Annotated in this window: 14 protein-coding genes; 12 read left to right on the top strand and 2 right to left on the bottom strand. The window is 57.5% G+C overall.

The features are described from left to right. Positions 1 to 23: 23 nt before the first annotated feature. The 11 genes from ACR0AG_RS08530 to ACR0AG_RS08480 all read left to right on the top strand — a co-directional run bounded on the left by ACR0AG_RS08530 (position 24) and on the right by ACR0AG_RS08480 (position 14,889). The gene (locus ACR0AG_RS08530) at positions 24 to 878 is read left to right on the top strand and encodes an ion transporter (protein WP_480837870.1); all 855 of its coding nucleotides are present in this window, start codon (positions 24 to 26) and stop codon (positions 876 to 878) included. Then, positions 871 to 2,484, top strand: a complete 1,614-nt coding sequence (locus tag ACR0AG_RS08525; RefSeq protein WP_480837869.1) for a type VI secretion system contractile sheath domain-containing protein — start codon at positions 871 to 873, stop codon at positions 2,482 to 2,484. Before ACR0AG_RS08530 ends, ACR0AG_RS08525 begins: the two co-directional genes overlap by 8 nt. A 34-nt stretch (positions 2,485 to 2,518) precedes the next feature. Then, positions 2,519 to 4,654, top strand: coding sequence for a type VI secretion system Vgr family protein (locus tag ACR0AG_RS08520; RefSeq protein ID WP_480837868.1), 2,136 nt, complete (start codon positions 2,519 to 2,521; stop codon positions 4,652 to 4,654). Between the two features lie 12 nt (positions 4,655 to 4,666). Further along, the gene (locus ACR0AG_RS08515) at positions 4,667 to 5,278 is read left to right on the top strand and encodes a DUF6931 family protein (RefSeq protein ID WP_480837867.1); all 612 of its coding nucleotides are present in this window, start codon (positions 4,667 to 4,669) and stop codon (positions 5,276 to 5,278) included. A 2-nt stretch (positions 5,279 to 5,280) separates the two neighbouring features. Beyond that, positions 5,281 to 5,586: a PAAR domain-containing protein gene (locus ACR0AG_RS08510; RefSeq protein ID WP_480837866.1), complete on the top strand. Its 306-nt coding sequence runs from the start codon at positions 5,281 to 5,283 to the stop codon at positions 5,584 to 5,586. A gap of 10 nt (positions 5,587 to 5,596) precedes the next feature. Further along, positions 5,597 to 7,030: a type VI secretion system-associated FHA domain protein TagH gene (tagH, locus tag ACR0AG_RS08505; RefSeq protein WP_480837865.1), complete on the top strand. Its 1,434-nt coding sequence runs from the start codon at positions 5,597 to 5,599 to the stop codon at positions 7,028 to 7,030. A gap of 38 nt (positions 7,031 to 7,068) precedes the next feature. Further along, complete coding sequence (gene tssK, locus ACR0AG_RS08500) at positions 7,069 to 8,409, top strand: type VI secretion system baseplate subunit TssK (RefSeq protein WP_480837864.1); 1,341 nt, start codon at positions 7,069 to 7,071, stop codon at positions 8,407 to 8,409. 78 nt (positions 8,410 to 8,487) lie between these two features. After that, positions 8,488 to 9,915: a type VI secretion system protein TssL, long form gene (tssL, locus tag ACR0AG_RS08495; protein WP_480837863.1), complete on the top strand. Its 1,428-nt coding sequence runs from the start codon at positions 8,488 to 8,490 to the stop codon at positions 9,913 to 9,915. Continuing rightward, complete coding sequence (gene tssM, locus ACR0AG_RS08490) at positions 9,915 to 13,484, top strand: type VI secretion system membrane subunit TssM (RefSeq protein ID WP_480837862.1); 3,570 nt, start codon at positions 9,915 to 9,917, stop codon at positions 13,482 to 13,484. Before tssL ends, tssM begins: the two co-directional genes overlap by 1 nt. Continuing rightward, on the top strand, positions 13,484 to 14,170 hold the full coding sequence (tagF, locus tag ACR0AG_RS08485; RefSeq protein ID WP_480837861.1) for a type VI secretion system-associated protein TagF: 687 nt from the start codon (positions 13,484 to 13,486) through the stop codon (positions 14,168 to 14,170). Before tssM ends, tagF begins: the two co-directional genes overlap by 1 nt. After that, the gene (locus ACR0AG_RS08480; protein ID WP_480837860.1) at positions 14,167 to 14,889 is read left to right on the top strand and encodes a PP2C family protein-serine/threonine phosphatase; all 723 of its coding nucleotides are present in this window, start codon (positions 14,167 to 14,169) and stop codon (positions 14,887 to 14,889) included. The genes tagF and ACR0AG_RS08480 overlap by 4 nt, the downstream gene beginning before the upstream one ends. 18 nt (positions 14,890 to 14,907) lie before the next feature. On the opposite strand, the gene ACR0AG_RS08475 is transcribed toward ACR0AG_RS08480, so the two are convergent. Both ACR0AG_RS08475 and ACR0AG_RS08470 read right to left on the bottom strand, forming a co-directional pair. Continuing rightward, positions 14,908 to 17,109, bottom strand: a complete 2,202-nt coding sequence (locus ACR0AG_RS08475) for a serine/threonine protein kinase (RefSeq protein WP_480837859.1) — start codon at positions 17,107 to 17,109, stop codon at positions 14,908 to 14,910. A 36-nt stretch (positions 17,110 to 17,145) separates the two neighbouring features. After that, entirely contained in the window at positions 17,146 to 17,715 is a 570-nt protein-coding gene (locus ACR0AG_RS08470) for an OmpA family protein (RefSeq protein WP_480837858.1), read from the bottom strand. A gap of 175 nt (positions 17,716 to 17,890) precedes the next feature. On the opposite strand from ACR0AG_RS08470, the gene ACR0AG_RS08465 reads away from it, so the two are divergent. Then, positions 17,891 to 18,727, top strand: coding sequence for a M15 family metallopeptidase (locus ACR0AG_RS08465; protein ID WP_480837857.1), 837 nt, complete (start codon positions 17,891 to 17,893; stop codon positions 18,725 to 18,727). Positions 18,728 to 18,800: the final 73 nt, after the last annotated feature.

Below are 18,800 nucleotides of genomic sequence, written 5' to 3'. Positions count from 1 at the left end.
ACTGAAACTTAAGGGAGGTTGCAGTGGAAACACGGTCTGAAACGCAAGAAACGCTGCGCGACGCAGTGCGCGCGTTTGTCGAGCGCAAGGCCGTGACAAACACCATCCTCGGCGTGATCATCTTCAATGCAATTACGCTGGGGCTGTCCACGTCTCCGGCGGTTCGGGAAAGTGTCGGCCATGTTCTGACGGCATTCGACCGGATCGTTCTCGGCATCTTTGTTGTCGAGCTTTTGTTGAAGTTCTTTGCCTATCGATTGGCGTTCTTCAAAAACGCTTGGAACATCTTTGATCTGGTGGTGGTTGCATTGGGGCTGCTGCCAAATCGCGATGGCCTGTCGGCGTTGCGGGGGCTGCGGGTCATTCGCGCCATGCGATTGCTGTCGGTTATCCCGCAAATGCGCGCCGTGGTTCAGGCCTTGCTGAATGCGTTGCCGGGCATGGGCGCGGTGATCATCATGATCTCGATTGTGTTCTATGTCTTCTCGGTCATGGCGACGCTGATGTACGGACCGGACTTTCCGGAATGGTTCGGCACGCTGGGGCGGTCTTTGTACACCTTGTTCCAGGTGATGACCCTGGAAAGCTGGTCGATGGGCATCGTGCGCCCGGTGATGGAGACGCATCCAACCGCCTGGATTTTCTTTGTTCCATTCATCGTCATCACGGCGTTTTCGGTGCTGAACCTGTTCATCGGCCTGCTGGTCAACACCATGCAAACGGCTGTGGAAGAAGAGGCCGAAGAAGAAGCCGCGAATTTGCAGGATGTCATGCGTGCAGAATCCGAACGTGTTGACGCACATGTCCTGCAATTGATCGAAGAGGTCAAAGCCCTGCGACTGGAAGTGGCCGAACTGAAAGGGCAGGGGCATGGCTGATCGGTTCCGCATTGCAATCCTTGGCGACTTCACCGGGCGTTCTGCCCGGGGTCAGCTTGAGATCGGAGCGTCCCTTGCAGCACGGCGCGCGATTTCTCTGGATGTGGACACGATCGAGGATGTGATCCAAGGATTTGCGACCACCTTGGTCCTTCCGATTGGCAAGGACGGCGCAGGTGTTGAAGTGAGTTTAAACGAACTCGACGATCTGCATCCTGATGAGCTTTTTGAGAAGGTCGCCCTGTTTGAAGGCTTGCGCAACCTCAAGCGTCAGTTAAGCGCCGGTGCGACTGCCGAACATGCAGCTCGTCAGCTCAGGGACTGGGGTCAGGCGCATGGCCAAATGACACAGCCGCCCCGCAAATCATCTGCGGGCAGCGCCGTTCGGACCGACGTGCATCTCAGTGAGTTTCAAAAGCTGATCGGGGACACGGGCGCTCAGCTGGCGCAGGCTTCGCCAGTGGAAGACTTGCTGAAACGTGTGGTTGGTCCGCATATTCGCCAACTGCCGGATCCGGACATTTCAGCCATGAACGCGGCCATTGACGAGGCAATCAGCTCGGCAATGCGGATGGTTTTGCACCATCCTGAGTTTCAGGCCATCGAAGCCCAGTGGCGTAGCCTTGACCTGATTGCACGACGCGTTGAAGACGATGTAACGCTGGATGTGACTCTGTTTGACGTATCCGCGGATGAAATTGCGGTCGACCTGTCAACGACGAATGTTCTTTCCGAAACCGGGCTGGCGCAGTTGCTGAACCGCAGGGCAGAGGGCGACCCGCGTGGCGGGTTCTCGGCCATTGTTGGTCTGTATACCTTTGAGGAAACGCCCACACATGCCGATATTCTGGCACGAATTTCCCGTGTCGCGGCCCATGCCGGTGCCCCGTTCATAAGTGCCATCGCACCCACTTTCCTTGAAACGGATGAGGCTGAAGGCGCGCAAGAGGTGATCAATGCGTGGGACGCCCTGCGCGCGATGCCCGAAGCTGCGTATCTGGGGCTTGCCAGCCCACGGTTTTTGCTGCGGCGGCCTTATGGTCCGAAAAGCGAGCCGATCTATGAATTTGAGTTCGAAGAGTTTACCGAGGCCGAAGGTCTGCGCGGTATGCTTTGGGCCAATCCGGCTGTTTTAGTGGCGATATTGCTTGCCCGGTCATTCAAGGCGCATGGCCTGCAGATGAACCTGGGTTCGATCATGAGCCTTGGGGAAATGCCCTATCATATCGTCCGCGACAGGTTCGGCGATCAGGTGGCACTGCCATGTACGGATCGGAACATAACGCTGGCCAAACATGAACAAACGATCCAGCGAGGCTACATGTCGGTGATTTCGGTCAAGGGGCGCGATGAGATCCGGCTTGGGTCTTTCAATTCAGTTGCGGGCCCCGAGATCAAGGGGCCGTGGTCGGCTGATGCAGTGCCAGGTGCACCGCCAAGCATCCCCTCGCTGGAGATGAGTTTTGCATTTGGAACGGCCAGCTCGGGTGTTGATCCCGTCGTCACGACCCGGATCCAAACTGGCGATCAACACAACGACATTGACGAAGACATGAAGAGTAAAAAAATGGACCCGGGATTGGCGGCCTTGTTGGCCGATTTATGACGGGTATTTGTGCGAGATTTGGAAGGAACGGTAAATGGCAATAAGTCAGCAAAGCAAAGATTGGCCACTTCGGATCACCGGAACTTATTCCGGCAAACAGGAAGACATCGTCATCCGACGCGCAATTGTTAAGGAAAAACTCGGCGAACTTACCGAAATTCAGGTCGAGTTTCTCTCGGCAGACAAATCCGTTTCGCTGAACGGTTTCCTGGGAAAGATCATGACAATTCATGTCGCGGCAGAAGATGGCGCCGTCCGAAAATTCACAGGCACAATTGTCCGCATCGAACGTTTGGCGCTTCGTGACGGATATGTGCAATTGTTGGCCGAAGTGCGCCCGTGGCTGTGGCTGCTGAAACACACGAAACACAGCAGGATCTACCAGGAACAAACGGCTGTCGAGATCATCGAGGACATCCTCAGTAACAAGAATGATTTTTCGGATTACAAGAAAGTCCTGACCGAGACTTACGAGCCCCGAACCTATTGCGTTCAGTATCGAGAGTCCGATTTCGACTTTATCTCGCGCCTTATGCAGGAAGAAGGCATTTACTATTTCTTTGACTATTCCGGAGCGAACGATTCGCCGGAAAAACTGGTTCTGTGCGATGGGTCTTCGGCGCACAAACCCATCGAGGGGAATGCCAATGTCGAATACCGCAGCGGTGACGATTACAAACAGCGCCTTGGCGATTATGTAACCGAATGGGCCATGTCCGAGACCATCGTTCCGGGGGTTGTATCCCTGGTCGACTACGATTTCGAAAAACCGAAGGCTGCGCTGGGTGTGCGGTCCAAAACCTCGACCAAGGCCAAACACGGGTTCAAGGACCAGCTCGAACTTTACGACACGCCCGGCCATTACCTGGAGACCCAGGACGGGGAAAAGCGTTCAAAAGTCAGCCTGACGGCGCATGACGCGATGTTTGACCGCCGTCGTGGTCGCGCCTCGGTCCGGTCACTGGCCACCGGGTCTGAGTTCACTTTGACCGACCATCCGGACAAGTCGCAAAATGCGGATTACCTGATCACCGGCGCGACCTATTACCTACAGACCACCGAAGGGTATGGGTTCGAAAAGAACGACAAGGATCTGGACACCGGCGCGCTTGAGTTTCCCGACGACAGCAATGAGATGTTCATGGTCGAGTTCGACTCGCAACCTGCCAAAACCGCGTTCAAGTCACTTAAAACTGTACCGTGGCCCGAAATCTCAGGCCTGCACACGGCGATCGTGACCGGAAAATCAGGCGAAGAGATCTGGACTGACAAATATGGTCGGATCAAGGTTCAGTTTCATTGGGATCGTGAAGGCAAGAAGGATGAAAAGACCACTTGCTGGGTGCGGGTTGTGACACCATGGTCAGGCAAGAACTGGGGTATGGTCAGCATACCGCGGATCGGGCAGGAAGTGGTAATCCAGTTCGAGGAAGGTGATCCGGACCGGCCTATCTGTACCGGGATGCTGTATAATGCGGATACGATGCCGCCCTATGCTCTGCCTGCCAACGCGACGCAGTCGGGCATCAAAACCCGATCCTCCAAAAAGGGCAGCGCAGACACGTTTAACGAGTTGATGTTCGAAGACAAGAAAGACGCTGAACTTGTGCGGTTCCAGGCGCAGAAGGACCACGAAAAGCTGGTCAAGAACAAATCGACCATCACCATCGGATACGACAAGCTGGACAAGGGTGGCAATGGTGGCGACGGGTGTCTAAGCCAGGTGGTCAAAAAGAACGTGGACGAGACGATCAAAGAAGGTGACCACACGTTTACGATCGAAAAGGGCAACCAGACGATCAGCATCAAGACGGATCAGACGGAAACCGTCGAAGGTAAGTCGACACGGACTGTGACGGGCAATGATACCGAAACCATCAAAACCGGGAACATGACCACCAATGTCAACAGCGGCAACAAGACAACCACGGTCAAGATGGGCAACATTCAGGTCGACGCCAAGGCTGGCAAGATCACCATGACTGCGATGCAATCCATCGAATTGAAGGTCGGTGGCTCTTCGATCAAGCTGGACCCGGCCTCTGTCACGATCAAAAGTACGATGATCAAGGTCCAGGCCAACGCCAAACTGGACGCGAAAAGCCCGATGACGACCGTCAATGGTGATGCCATGCTGACCCTCAAGGGCGCTCTGACGTTGATTAACTAGGGGTATTGAAAGATGACTGAACGGTTTTCAGGAATGGTCAAAACTCCGCAAGTGCCCGCAGCGCGCATGTTGGTGGATGCCAGTGCACGGCTTGCGACAAAGCTTGATGCGCCGGCAAGTGCTCCGCTGGATGTTGTGCTGGCGGAACTGGACGAAAAAGGCGCCACCATTGACATGTTGCGGATGCTGGGCGTTGCCCTGCCAGCGCGCGAACGCGTTTGGTGGTCATGTCTTGCCGCGCGGGACTATATTGGCGAGGCGCCGGATAACAACACGCGATCTTTGGCTGCGTCCGAAGAATGGGTGTTCCGCCCGACCCCGGAAAATCGGGAAAAGGCGGGTGCGACCATAGAGCTCGCCGATCCCGATGATGAGACGGTGAACTGCGCCATGGGCGTGTTATACTCGGACGGAACGTTGGGAACCGGCGAACTGGCATCCATTCCATCGCCACCCGGCGCAGCGGAAACCGTTGCATTCGCGATGAACGTGGTGGCGATGGGCAACCATGAGGGCGACTTTGACGCGTATGTGCAGTTGCTGATTGATCGTGGCGTCGATATTGCTCGGGGTGGGAACGGTAAGCTGGACCGTGAGGATGCCGGTTCCGAGACGGAGGGTTAAGCATGAAATTTCCACAAGCCCGGGTGACCGATTTACACGCTTGTACCTTGCCGGCCCCGCCGCCTGCGCCGCCGCCACCGGCCCCTGTGCCGATGCCCATCATGCCGCCTTGCTGCCTGACAGTTCTGGTTGCAAAGCTTCCGGCGGCGCGTGTGACGGATTTAGCAACGCCCGCATTCCCGCATCCGATCGTCAAAGGGTCGGCGACCGTGTTGATCGGCAAATTGCCGGCGGCCCGGGTCATGGATACATGTGCCTGCGGTGGGCCGATCGTCAAAGGCGAATTAACCGTTGCCGTAGGAGGTTAGTGACGCAAACATGACGGTCACGCTGAAATTTCAATCCACCGGCATCGTGCCGGGTGATGGGCGTCCTGTTTCGATGAAAGGGGGCTCGTTGACCGTTGGGCGCGGCCTAAGCAACGACCTAGTTCTGCCGGACCCGGAAAAAACGCTCAGCAAAAGCCATTTTGTGATCGAGGATCACAACGGAAATGTTCTGATCGTGGATTTGTCGACCAACGGGACCTTTCTTAACTATTCCAAGATTGCACTTGGGCGCACGCCGACACCGTTGAACAATGGCGATGTGCTGACCGCTGGTGGGTATGAAATGGTGGTCGAGATCGGAGCTGATCTGCCATCTTTCGAAGAGTCGATTCCACAGCCGATGCAACAGGCGGGCGTGTCACCCGGTCAGTCGCAAAACGCGCCTGATCCTTTGGCCTTGCTGGACGACGCCGGACCAGGCGGGGACTTTCTGGATGATTTGCTTGGGGGTGATGCGCCCAAAGGGCCCGGCCAGATATCAACGCCGGATCCGATGGATGAATTGCTGCCGCCCTTAGACGATGATGACCCGTTTTTTGCCAAGCCGAAAGATGTGCATGAGGACATGGGAGGGAGCGATCCGCTGCATAATCCTTCGCCCACGGATGCGTTTTCGGCACCTCAGGCCAGCGGTGGGGCAAACCTGATCCCCGATGATTGGGATGACGATTTGCTGTCGCCATCCGGTGGCGCGGGCTCGGACCCATTTGCCGAACCGGCGGATACAAAGCCTGACCCGGCGCCTGTGGCCAAACCTTCTCCGGGAACGCAACCGGTGCAAAGCCCTGCGCCAGAAGCGACCAAGCCGGATACACCGACCCCGGTTGCGGCTTCGGGATCTGATCACGCAGCCGCGCGCGCATTGCTAGAGGCGCTTGAGGTTGACGATCTGCAGATTGAAGACGCGGATTTGCCAGCAACGATGGGCCGCATGGGCCGCGTGCTGCGGGCCATGATCTCGGGGCTGCGGGAAATCCTGATGACGCGCACTTCGATCAAGTCCGAGTTCCGGATTGACCAGACGATGATCAATGCAGGCGGGAACAACCCGCTGAAGTTTTCGATCAGCGCGGAACAAGCCATCGAGGCTTTGGTTAAGCCGCGCGTCAAAGGGTATCTGGCCGCGGAAGAGGCGACGGAACAGGCGTTGAATGACATCAAAGCTCACGAGGTCGCCATGGTCACGGGGATGGAGGCCGCGCTCAAAGGCGTGCTGGCCCGGCTGGACCCGGAAATCCTTGCGGGCAAAATTGAAGGTTCCGGCAAACTTGGGTCACTTTTCAAAGGTAAAAAGGCCCAGTACTGGGAAGTTTATGAGAAGATGTACGCAGAAATTTCGGATCAGGCCGAGAACGATTTTCACGATCTCTTCAGCCGGGAATTCGCGCGTGCCTATAAAGAACAGCTGGAAAAGCTGAAATAGCGCCCTTTTAGGGCAGCAAGAGCAAGGGAGGGCAGCCATTGTCCTGGGACAGCAAAGTGCTTTGGACCGAAGGGTTGTTTCTGCAGCCCCATCACTTTCAGCAGGCGGATCGGTATACCGAGTCGCTGGTTGCCGGTTTGGCACGTCGGGTGACCCCTTATGCATGGGGTCTTGGCGCGCTTGAGATTGATGACGAGGTTCTGAAGGTCGGGCAGTTTGCGCTGAAATCCTGTTCCGGTCTGACACCGGACGGGCAGGTGTTTCGGGTGCCGCAGGCAGACGATCATCCCCCCGCTTTGGAAGTGCCCGAAACGATCAAGGAATGCATCGTTTACCTGACGGTTCCGCAGCGGCGGCAAGGTGCCTCCGAAGTGGACCTGAGCGGAGCTGAGCAATCGGTCAGCCGTTTGCGCCCGGCTGAACAGGAAATCACGGATGTGATGAGCCAGCAGAAAAAGCCGGTGACCTTGGGTGTGGGCAAGTTGCGGCTGCAATTCGCGCTTGAGGTTGATGATCTGGCCGACAAGCTCGCCATTCCGATCGCGCGGATCATCGAGGTGCGCCCTGACAAAGAGATCATTCTGGATCGGGGCTTTATGCCGTCGGTGCTGGACGTGCGCGCGGCATCGGCGCTGGCCGGTTTCATGAACGAATTGGAAGGGATGCTGTCGCACCGGATGCAGGCCCTTGCTGGCCGATTGTCCGAAGGCGGACCCGCAAAGGGCGCTGCTGAGATTTCGGACTTTTTGCTGTTGATGGTGATCAACCGCAACCTGCCGGTCATCCGCCATTTTGCCAATATCGAGAATGTGCACCCCGAGCTTGCCTATCGCGTCTGCGCCGCACTGGCCGGCGAGCTGGCCACATTCATGAGCGCAGAAAAGGAAGCAACGCAATTCCCGGCTTATCAGCATGATAAACTGACCGAGTCGTTTGCCCCGGTCATCCGCACTCTGCGTCAGTACCTTAGCTCGGTTCTGGAACAAACGGCGGTGTCGATTCCGCTGGAGGCGCGGAAATACGGCATCAGCGTCGGCGTGATCGCAGATCGCAAGCTGATCGGCAATTCGGGCTTCGTGCTTGCGGTCAAGGCCGACATACCGGCTGAAGATGTGCGCCGTCATTTCGCAGGCCAAGCCAAGACCGGCCCGGTCGAGGAAATTCGCCAGCTGGTAAACTCGGCCCTGCCCGGGATCACCTTGCGTCCGTTGCCGGTTGCTCCGCGCCAGATCCCCTATCACTCGGGCGTGGTCTATTTTGAGCTTGATGCGGCAAGCCCGTATTGGGGCAAGATGACAACCTCAGGCGGTATCGCGGTGCATGTCTCGGGGCAGTATCCGGGGCTGGAGATGGAACTATGGGCGATCCGGAACCAGTAGAATTAATGGTAACATCCGGCTTCGCTAAAGTATGATGATTGGCATCTTGCAGGGTGCCTTGAGGAAACAGGTCAAAACATGTCCGACAATGATCCATTTGCTGAACCGGACGATACCGACAAGACGGTGATCCGTCCCAATCCGGGCGGTCGGCGTCAGGCGGGAACGGCTCCTCAGCAACCTGCGGCACCGCAGGGCTATCCGGATCCGATGCAACCACCTCCGCCCGCGGAACCGGCTCAGGGTGGTGGCCCGGCATATGGCGTACCTCCGGCGCAGACCCAGCAGACCGCACCGCCGAAAGAAGGCGGCGAAGCTGTTGCAGTGACGGGGATGAACCGCCTGAACGCATGTGCCGCATCGCTGTTTTCATTGATCAGCCGTATCCGCAACCGGGCGCAGCACATGGACCCGGACAAGCTGCGCCAAAGCGTGGTGGCCGAGGTGCGCGCGTTTGAAAACGCGGCCCTGCAAGCCGGGATCCCGGCGCAGACGGTCAAAGTGGCGCGCTATGCGCTATGTGCGACGTTGGACGATGTAGTTCTGAACACCCCATGGGGCGGGCAATCCAGCTGGGCCACGCAGTCCTTGGTCGGCACGTTCCACCGTGAAACTGTTGGCGGTGATCGGTTCTACGACCTGTTGGCGCGGCTCGAACAGGACCCGGCCAATAACATCGAGCTTTTGGAATTCGTGTACATGTGCCTGTCCCTTGGGTTCGAAGGGCGATTGCGTGTCGAACAGGGCGGACCCGACAAGCATATGCAAATCCGGCAGGGTCTGGCGCGGATTATCAGGGCACAGCGGGGTGACGTCGAACGCGATCTGGCACCGCATTGGGAAGGCGTCGATAAGCCCTATCGCGCGCTCAGCCTTTGGAAACCGGTCTGGATCGCGCTGGGTGTGACAGCCCTATTGCTGATGATCGAATTTGGCGGCTTGTCCTATTTCCTGTCTAACAAGACCGAAAACCTTGTCGGCCAGATGTCGGTGATTGATGCGGGCCCCGTGGCCGAGCTGCAACGCCGCGCTCCGCCGCCGCCACCTCCGCCACCGCAGGCCCAACCGCAGGTCGAAAAAGTGGTCGAATTCCTGAAACCAGAGATCGACGAAGGCTTGGTTGAGGTGTTCGAAAAGGGCAATACGCTGATTATTCGGATCAAAGGGTCTGGCATGTTCGGGTCCGGGTCGGATCACCTGCAGGACAAGTTTCAGGAACCTGTGCGCCGCGTGGCCGTCGCGTTGAACGAAGAACCCGGCTCGGTCATCGTGGCGGGACATTCGGACAATGTGCCGATCCGGTCGTCGCGGTTCCCGTCCAACCTTGCGCTGTCGCTGGCGCGGGCCAAGTCGGTGATGAACCAGATGGCAGGCGAATTGACCAACCCCGACCGGCTAAGCGCCGAAGGTCGGGCCGACAGTGAACCCATAGCTGATAATGCGACCAGAGAAGGGCGGGCGGCAAACCGCCGGATCGAAGTCTTGCTGGTTCAGGAGCAGAACTGATGGCTTTCTTCAGATTTTTGAAAAACGTGTTCCTGTCGATTTATTTCGTGCTGTTCTTCACGGCCACGGTTCTGTCGCTGTGCCTCTACTATCTGGGGCCGCTGATCGGATCAGATGAGTGGCGGCCGCTGGACGGGGTAGGCACGCGCCTGATCTGGTGCTCGGGCATCTACGCTTTTTTCCTGATCATCGCGTTGATCATTTTTTTCGTGCGCCGTAGCCGCGACAAGAAACTGGCCGAAGAGATCACGGAATCCGTCAGCGACGGCGGCGACATGATCGACAGCGAAATCTCGGAGCTGCGCGGCAAGTTGAAAACCGCGATGGCCGCCTTGCGCAAATCCAAGAACGGGCGTCGGCATTTGAACGAATTGCCCTGGTACGTAATGATCGGCCCGCCCGGTGCGGGCAAGACCACGGCCATCGTGAATTCAGGCCTGAACTTTCCGCTGGCGGATGAGATGGGTAAAACCGCAATCGGAGGCGTGGGCGGCACGCGAAACTGCGACTGGTGGTTCACCGAAAACGCCGTGCTGATCGACACGGCCGGGCGTTACACGACGCAGGAAAGCGACGCGCAGGTCGACAATGCGGCCTGGATCGGCTTTTTGAGCCTGCTGAAAAAGTACCGCAAACGACAGCCGATCAATGGTGCGATGATCGCGATCTCTCTCTCGGATCTGTCGCTGCAGGACGAGATCACGCAGAAAGAGCACGCCAAAGCCGTGCGTCGCCGTTTGGAAGAGCTGCGCGAGAAACTGGGTGTTCGCTTCCCGGTTTATATCCTGTTTACCAAAGCTGACCTGATCGCCGGGTTTGCCGAGTTCTACGACAATCTGGGCAAGGAAGACCGCGAGCAAGTCTGGGGTTTCACTCTGCCGCTGGACAAATCCCGTTCGGAACAGTCGCCGGTTGCGGCCTTTGACGAAGAATTCGCCCTGCTTCTGGGCCGCCTGAACGCGCAATCGCTTGAGCGGATGCAAACCGAAACCGACCCTCAGCGCCGTGCGCTGATTGCGGGTTTCCCGATGCAGGTCGCATCAGTGCGCAAGGTTGCCCATGAGTTTTTGACCGAAGTGTTCCAGGACAGCCGCTATCAGCACCGCCACATGCTGCGCGGTGTCTATTTCACATCCGGCACGCAAGAAGGTACCCCGATTGACCGTCTGATGCTTGGCATGGCGCGTACCTTTGGTATTGGTCGTCAGGCCATCGGGTCGGGTCAGGGCTCTGGCCGGTCATACTTCCTGACGCGTCTGTTTGATCAGGTCATTTTCCCCGAGGCTGGATTGGTCAGCGCCGATGACAAAGTTGAGCGGCGCTATAAGATCACCAAATGGGTCTCAATGGCTGCGACCATTCTGGCTGCGATTGGTGTGGGCGCGTTGCTTGTGCGCAGCTTCATGGGCAATTCAGATCTGATCGCCGAGGCGCAGGAGGGCGTGTCAGCTTATCAGGCAGCCGCTGCAACTCTGCCACCCAGCCCGGTGGGCGACACAGATCTGGTTCCGGTTGTGCAGGCGTTGAACACGTTGCGCGACCTGCCTGCCAACCCGACGCTCAGCGACCCAGACCCCGAGACGCGCCTGACCTATGGTCTGTATCAGGGGGATGTGATCGGCACGCAGGCCGCCCAGACATATCGCGCGGCGTTGAATCAGCGATTCCTGCCGCGGCTGTTGCTGCGTCTCGAAGAACAGATGAGCGCGAACATCAACAACCCGGATGTGCTGTACGAAGCGCTCAAGGTCTATCTGATGCTGGGCCTGCAGGGTCCGATGAATCAGGATCTGGTCAAGGAATGGATGAACATCGATTGGTCCGTTTCCTTCCCCGGCCCCTCGCGCGAAGACTTCCGCACGGACCTGAACGATCATCTCGACGCACTGCTCAGCCAGCCGATGCAAGAGGTGGCCCTGAACGGCCCGATGGTCGAGCAGATACAGGGCATCCTGTCGGAACTGCCACTGGCGCAGCGGGTCTATAACGGCATCATCTCCAGCCCCTCGGCCACGGCGTTGCAGGAATGGCGGATCACCGAGGTGGGCGGCCCGGCAGTGGGCCGTGTTCTGGTTCGCTCATCGGGCAAGCCGCTCAATGACGGGATCGAGGGGATCTTTACCTATAACGGCTTCAATACCGTCTTTTTGGGTGAAGCTTTGGGTGTGGCCAAACGTGTTCAGAAAGAAAGCTGGGTGTTGGGCCCGCGCGGCGAAGCCGAACAAACCGAACAGGCCCTCGCGGCGCTCAGCCGAGATGTTCTTGACCTCTACTACAACGACTACATCGCCCGCTATGACGCGATGCTGGGCGACATCGACATCGTGCCCATGGAAAGCCTGAGCCACGCGGTCGAGGTGACGAATGTCTTGTCCGGTCCCACATCGCCCATCGTCAATATCCTGAATTCTATTTCAGAAGAAACCAAACTGACAGAGGATCGGACGGTTCTCGGCAATGACGAGGTCAATGACGAGGTTTCCACCCTTGTTGGGATCGAAGTTCAGTCTTCCATGTCGGCCCAAACCCAGTTGCTAATAGAAGCTCTTTCCGCGTCCAGCGCAGCGTTTTCGGACGAACCAGCTAAGGCACCGGGTGAATATGTCGAGGATCGGTTTGACTGGTTGCACCAGTTGGTTGAACGCCCCGATGGCCAGTCTTCGCAACTTGATCTTTTGATGGGTTCGCTGACCGAGGTGTATCAGGAACTGAACAAGATGTCCTTCAGCGGCGTGTCTGGCGGTGAGACCGGGCAGGCGTTGCAACAATTCCAGCAGGAAGCCGCGCGTATTCCCGGCCCGATGGAACGCTGGGCGGTCCAGATCATCGATGGCTCATCCGGTATTACGTCGGACAGCACGCGTTCGTCGATCAATACGCGCTGGCAATCCAACGTGTTGCCGTTTTGCGAACAGGTGGTAAGCGATCGTTATCCGTTCAACAAACGCTCTGGCGCCGATGTGGCGATGGGCGATTTTGCCAAGCTCTTTGGCCCGCAGGGTCTGATTGACACATTCTTCACCACCAATCTGGCGAAGCATGTGGATATGCGCACGCGCCCTTGGTCGTGGAAGTCCGGCGTGAACGAGACCGATCTGGGGATCAGCCAGGCTGTTCTGACGCAATTCCAGAACGCGGCCGAGATCAAGGAGGCGTTCTTTGCCAACGGTCCAACACCTCAGATTCAGTTTCAGATCATGCCCGAAGCTTTGGATCCCAAGGCCAAGGGCGTGACTCTTGAGATTGATGGTCAGTCGCTGGAGTTTCGCCATAAGGGCGGTCTGCCCTCTCCGCTGGCTGTCACTTGGCCCGGGTCGGTAGGACTGGCGCGGGTGACGTTTGAACCGCAAAAACGCAACATAGAAAGTGTCCTGTCCAAGGACGGCCCATGGGCCTGGTTCCGCCTGCTGGATGCGGCCGAGGTGCGCCGGACAAATGTGTCGGACCGCAAAAAGGTCATCTTCAACGTGGGTGGGCGCATTGCGATCTTCCAACTGCAATCGGGGTCGGTGATCAACCCGTTCGCGCTGCCGGCACTGCAAAAGTTCAGCTGTCCTAAGTCGTTCTGATGCAGCAAGCAGGGTTTGGCGCATTTGGCAAGATGCCGTCAGTGGGTGACTTTTTCCGGTTTGGAGTGTCACCTGCCTTTGTCCAGCACTGGGACGAATGGATTCAGCGCAGCATGCTTGAGGCCTCGCAACTCCTGGGCCCTGCCTGGGATGAGCACTATATGTCCGCCCCGATCTGGCGGTTCTGCCTGTCCCCCGGGCTGGCTGGGCCGCAAAAGATGTTCGGCGTTCTCATGCCGTCTGTGGATCGCGTGGGGCGTCGCTTTCCGTTAACGTTGGTGGCCGGGCTGTCAAACGAGGGTTCGGCGGTTCTGGCGCATTTTCGGGCGACCGAAACCTATCAAAAGCTGGAAGAGATCGCGCTGGCCGCGCTGGAAGACGACATGACCAAAGAGAAGCTAGAGGCTGATTTGGCAGAGCTTCCGGTTCCGGTTCAACAACCCACTGCGCCCGTCAGGTCCAGCGGAACGACCACTGTGCTGACACGGGGCGAGGCGTCGGACAGTTTGTTGCCCGACCTTGCTGCGGGATTAATGTCGCAAAGATATCGCACCCCGAGTATTTGGAGCACCGAAATCGGGCAAGTGCCGCGGATGATGGTCTGCGAAGGTTTACCGGTTGGGGCAAACATGCAAGGCTTGTTCAACCTGAACTCCGCACTCTGGACCGAGGCGAAACCACTATGAACTCAAGTCACCGCGTCCGGTACAATGCGCGCAGCCATGTGGGGCTCAAGCGTAAGATCAACGAAGATGCGGTGCTGGCATTGCCCGAAGAAAGCCTTTGGCTTGTTGCCGATGGGATGGGCGGCCACGAAGCGGGTGACTATGCCAGCCGCCTGATTGCGGACATGGTGGCCGCGATGCCGCCAGGTCTTGCGCCTTCGGATCGGTTGGCCGCTTTGCGCGATGTTATCCAGAAAGCCCATCAGGTGATCCGGCAAGAGGTCGAGGCGCGCGGCGGTAGCACAATCGGCAGTACGGTGGCCTGCCTGATGCTCGCTAACGGGCATTTCGTCGGGCTATGGGCTGGTGACAGCCGTATCTATCTGCTGCGGGATCGCACGATTCAGATGCTGACTACGGATCATTCCGTGGTCGCCGATCTGGTTCTTGCAGGTCAGATGAGCTGGGATGAGGCCGAACAACATCCCCAGTCTAACGCCATTACGCGGGCCGTTGGGGTCGGAGATGAGCTTGAGCTCGACAAGATCCGGGGCGAAGTCCAGCAGGGGGACCGGTTCCTGATCTGCTCGGACGGGCTGAGCAAATATGCAACCTTCGCCATGCTGGAAAAGGCGCTGACCGAAATGCCGATTGAAACGGTGGCTGATCAACTGATCCAGATCGCCTTGGACGGAGGCGGGGCCGACAACATCACGGCGGTTGTTGTTGACATTTTGTAATTCGTTGGTGATGACAGATTACTGCGCCAGAGTGGTCAATATCCGGCTGTCCAGTGACAGAATCTGAGTTGCAACGTTTCGATCTTGCTCGCGCAACGCTTCGGCATAGCCAGCCGCAGACTCTGTTGTCGGCCGCAATGTGCTGAACAGTTGATTGTCCGTATGTAGAACGATCACCTTGCTTTTGCCCAAAGTACTGTCGTCAACCTGAAAGGCGATGCCCCCGTTTTCTTTGCTTTCCGGTATCGAATAAGCCACACGCACCGACACAGGCCCCTCGTCACCGTTTCGCAGAGTGGCAATGTCATTCTCTTGCCGCGTCACATTGGGCAACAAGTGAAAAACGTTGCCAGAAACGTCCAGAACAGAAACCGAAAGATACCCGTCCAGAACATGGTCCGGTAAGTCGATGTCGATGACTGGGTTTTGGCCTACAACATAGTCGCCAGTCGGGTTAGGTGCATCGTTCTGTTCGCCGTTGTAAAAGGCAATCGCGATATCGCTGGGCGGCGCTGCCGGCAGAAAGTTCTCGATCAGGCAGAGCGTGGGGTTTAACAAAACGACTTGATCGAGATTCAAGGGACGGGCGCCCGCAAGCGCCTGCAACGCGGTTTCCAGTCCAATCAAGCTGTCGCGAGAAGCCAGGGTGCCGCTAACGACGATGGGCGTTTCCAGCCCATAACCGGTGGTTGGGGCATTGACCAATTCCAAGGGTCCGCAATCGGCAAGACCTGAAAGAATTGGTTGAACCGCGGACGCAGGCAGAAACAAGGGAACAAGCTCGATCTCGGCAGAACCATCCAGCCCGGCAGGCAGACCGGCGGAGTAGAGCTGTTCGATCTCGGTATGCAGCGCCTCATTCGTTGTTCGTCCGGTCAGCCGGGCGGTGTTGCCGTCTGCAACAAATCGCCACTCATCCAGATCCATGGCCGATCCGATGACATCGCCAACCGCGCTGCCCCAGTTCTCGGCGATATCGCCAGAGGCCAGGGTCAGATCTACCTCGCCACCCTGTGACGTGATCTCGCCGGTCAGCGTATCCCGCGCGGTCTCGGATGGAACGAACCCGACAATGCGCGGGGGCAGACCCTCTCGCTTGTCGGCAACAAGGGTGTAGGGGTTTGCAACCGGATAGCTGGGGCCAAGCAGGCTGTCGAACGCTCCCGAAACATAACCACCGACACCCGCGGCAAGTACCGCAACAACGGCAACAACACCGATCAGTCCCGCGCGCGATTTCTTGGGTTCAGGTTCGGATTTGCGCGCAGACGGTGTGGGGCTTGGGGTTGCGGCAGGTTCCGGCTGTGGTGTGGCGGGCGCAGGCGATTTGCTTTTGGGTACAATGATTGTGGCATCATCGTCGGTACTTTCGACCGGTTGAGCCGGGGTTCCAGCCCGGGCCGAAGCAAGGGCACGCAAAACCTCACTTGCGGATTGATACCGGTCATCGGGGTTGGGGGCCGTCATCTTGTCGATGATCGACTTCAAGGGCTCTGGTACCCCTTCGGTGTCCAGCGGCCCTTTCTTGCTTTCGACAACCTCAAGCAGGTTGCTGCCCGCATCCGCCTTTTTCCCACGGAAATTGGCCAATAGCAGCGCGCCAAGCGAATAGATGTCGGTTCGCGGGTCGGTTTGGCCCGACAATTGTTCCGGGGCTGCATAGGCGTATTTGCCCGCGAACTCTCCGCCCACAATGGTTTCAGCACCCGGGTTGGTGTCTTTGGCGATGCCGAAATCGATGATCACCGCTTGCGCCGGATCACCATCGCGCAGGATGATGTTGTCGGGGCTCAGATCCCGGTGGACGATGTTGCGGGCATGTGCGGCCTCAAGCCCTTCGCAGACACGTTTGCACACTGTCAGCACATCGCCCGCGGGCATCGGCCCCTGTTTCAGCTTTTGATCAAGACCGGGGCCGTCCACATAGTCCATCACCAGATAGACATGACCATCCGCCGTCCGGTTGTTTTCTGAATAGCGCACAACCGCGTCGTGACGGATATCGCGGATCTCTTCCTCGCGGGTCAGCAGGACGAGGTAATCTTCGTTGCTGGAAAACTCGGACTTGAGCACTTTGAGGGCCGCAAGACGCCCGGAGATTTCTGAGCGCGCCCGATAGACGTCAGATGTACCGCCCCGCCCAAGAATGGCTTCGATCCGGTAGGTATTGTTAACCAGATCGCCCGGTTGAAACAGGTCGCCTGCGCGGGATTCAGTCATGCTGCCCTCACGTTCTTATTGCTATCGATTGCGTGCTTAGCCCAGGGCCTGGAACTCCACCCGGCGGTTTTCATCCGCGCGCGGGTTTTCCTTGTTCAGCGGCTCGGCCTCGCCCACGCCCAGCACCTCAAGACGTTCTTCGGCAATGCCGCAATCGCCAACCAGATAGCGTTTGACCTCTTTGGCGCGCAACAGGGACAGGTTCTGATTGTATTCCGCAGACCCGGCGCTGTCGGTGTGGCCGATGATTTGGAACACGTTGACATCGACCGAGTTCATCGCCTGGCACAGCGACGCCAGTTTTGGTTTCTGATCGTCGCGCAGAGCGGCCGATGCAAAGTCAAAGCTGACCTGAATATTGACCTGATCTTCTTCGGCCACAGGCTGGTATTCCGCTGGCGCTGCGGCAACAGTGGTGTCCGTGGCGTCAGATGCCGCGCTTTCGGATTGTTGCGAGGGTACGATCACCAGCCCGCGTGTCTTTTGCTTGTTGAAGGCGTCGGTAATTTCGTCAGCCGTCAGTTCCTGAGCGAAGGATGGCTGGATGGCAAGAAGTGCCGCAAAGGACGACGCGCCGATAAGTTTGATTGCAGAAATTCTGAACATGAACATATTCCCTACCTGTTTGGTCAATAGACTAACCTTGCCTCGGTGCAGCGACAATGAAGAAAGTAAATTCTGGCATGCAGGATGGACATTTTTCGGGCAAGCGCGTGACATCTTTGGCATCCGCACTTAGGCTTTGTCGCAAAGATGGCAGGAAACAGGAAATCCCAACGATATGCGCGTCGTTCCAGCGATAATTCTGGCGGTGGCGATTATTCTCGCCCCGATCATTTGGTATGTGTTTCCGCTGATCATTCCGATCGAAGACAACTATGAAGGGCCCGCAATCGACTCGGGCGCCCGGATCGAGATCGAAATGCTGAGCCAGCAGGTCGAAGACATGCGCAATCAGATTGAACAGCTCTCGCTTGAGCTGACGCGTTCACAAAGCGGTGGATATGTGCCACAGGGCGCGGACGGGGCGGATGATTTTGGGTTCGACAGCAACAGCCCCAATGAGATCATCGATGCCTATGCGCAGGTGGTCCTGATCGCCAACCGCAACAACGTGAACAAAGATCTTGAGCTGGCGGGTTCCTCCTTTCTCAAGTCGACATTTGGCCTTCCGCGGGAAGATCTGACGGATGAATGTCAGTCAATGACAAACCCGCGGCTAGAGGAATTGCTGGTTTTGGAGGAGGTTGGCCCGGTGCGCGTTCGCATGCTGAAACCGGCGGTCGAGTCCCTGCGTACCGTTTTTGAAAACATTCAACGGACGGATCCTGACCTTTACGCGCGCATCAATACGGCGGGATCCTTGTGTGTGCGCCGGATTCGGGGCGCGACCTCGTCGGCCTCGGCCCATGCCTATGGTCTGGCCGTGGATCTGAACATCGATGGTGTTCTGGACACATTGGGTGATGGAAAGACTCAATTGGGTCTGACCATTTTGGCGGATTTCTTTCGCGAAGAAGGATGGGTGTGGGGCGCAGCGTGGGGTCGCGAGGATTCCATGCATTTCGAGGTCAGCCGCAACAAGATCGAAGAATGGATTGATCAGGGTTTGCTGTGACCATCTAACAAGAAATTCGACCGCTTGATCCGCGTGTGAGGCTTTTCCAACAACGTCAGAAATTCGGCGTTGC

This window comes from Ruegeria sp. H6, from assembly GCF_056532975.1.
This window is presented reverse-complemented; position numbering and strand designations above follow the sequence as displayed.

Bases quoted from the DNA above. Each gene is read 5' to 3' on its own strand.
- ACR0AG_RS08465 (WP_480837857.1), top strand. From the start codon at position 17,891: ATGCGCGTCGTTCCAGCGATAATTCTGGCGGTGGCGATTATTCTCGCC.
- ACR0AG_RS08515 (WP_480837867.1), top strand. From the start codon at position 4,667: ATGACTGAACGGTTTTCAGGAATGGTCAAAACTCCGCAAGTGCCCGCA.
- ACR0AG_RS08480 (WP_480837860.1), top strand. From the start codon at position 14,167: ATGAACTCAAGTCACCGCGTCCGGTACAATGCGCGCAGCCATGTGGGG.
- tssL (WP_480837863.1), top strand. From the start codon at position 8,488: ATGTCCGACAATGATCCATTTGCTGAACCGGACGATACCGACAAGACG.
- tagF (WP_480837861.1), top strand. From the start codon at position 13,484: ATGCAGCAAGCAGGGTTTGGCGCATTTGGCAAGATGCCGTCAGTGGGT.
- ACR0AG_RS08470 (WP_480837858.1), bottom strand. From the start codon at position 17,715: ATGTTCAGAATTTCTGCAATCAAACTTATCGGCGCGTCGTCCTTTGCG.
- ACR0AG_RS08475 (WP_480837859.1), bottom strand. From the start codon at position 17,109: ATGACTGAATCCCGCGCAGGCGACCTGTTTCAACCGGGCGATCTGGTT.
- tssM (WP_480837862.1), top strand. From the start codon at position 9,915: ATGGCTTTCTTCAGATTTTTGAAAAACGTGTTCCTGTCGATTTATTTC.
- ACR0AG_RS08525 (WP_480837869.1), top strand. From the start codon at position 871: ATGGCTGATCGGTTCCGCATTGCAATCCTTGGCGACTTCACCGGGCGT.
- ACR0AG_RS08520 (WP_480837868.1), top strand. From the start codon at position 2,519: ATGGCAATAAGTCAGCAAAGCAAAGATTGGCCACTTCGGATCACCGGA.
- ACR0AG_RS08510 (WP_480837866.1), top strand. From the start codon at position 5,281: ATGAAATTTCCACAAGCCCGGGTGACCGATTTACACGCTTGTACCTTG.
- tagH (WP_480837865.1), top strand. From the start codon at position 5,597: ATGACGGTCACGCTGAAATTTCAATCCACCGGCATCGTGCCGGGTGAT.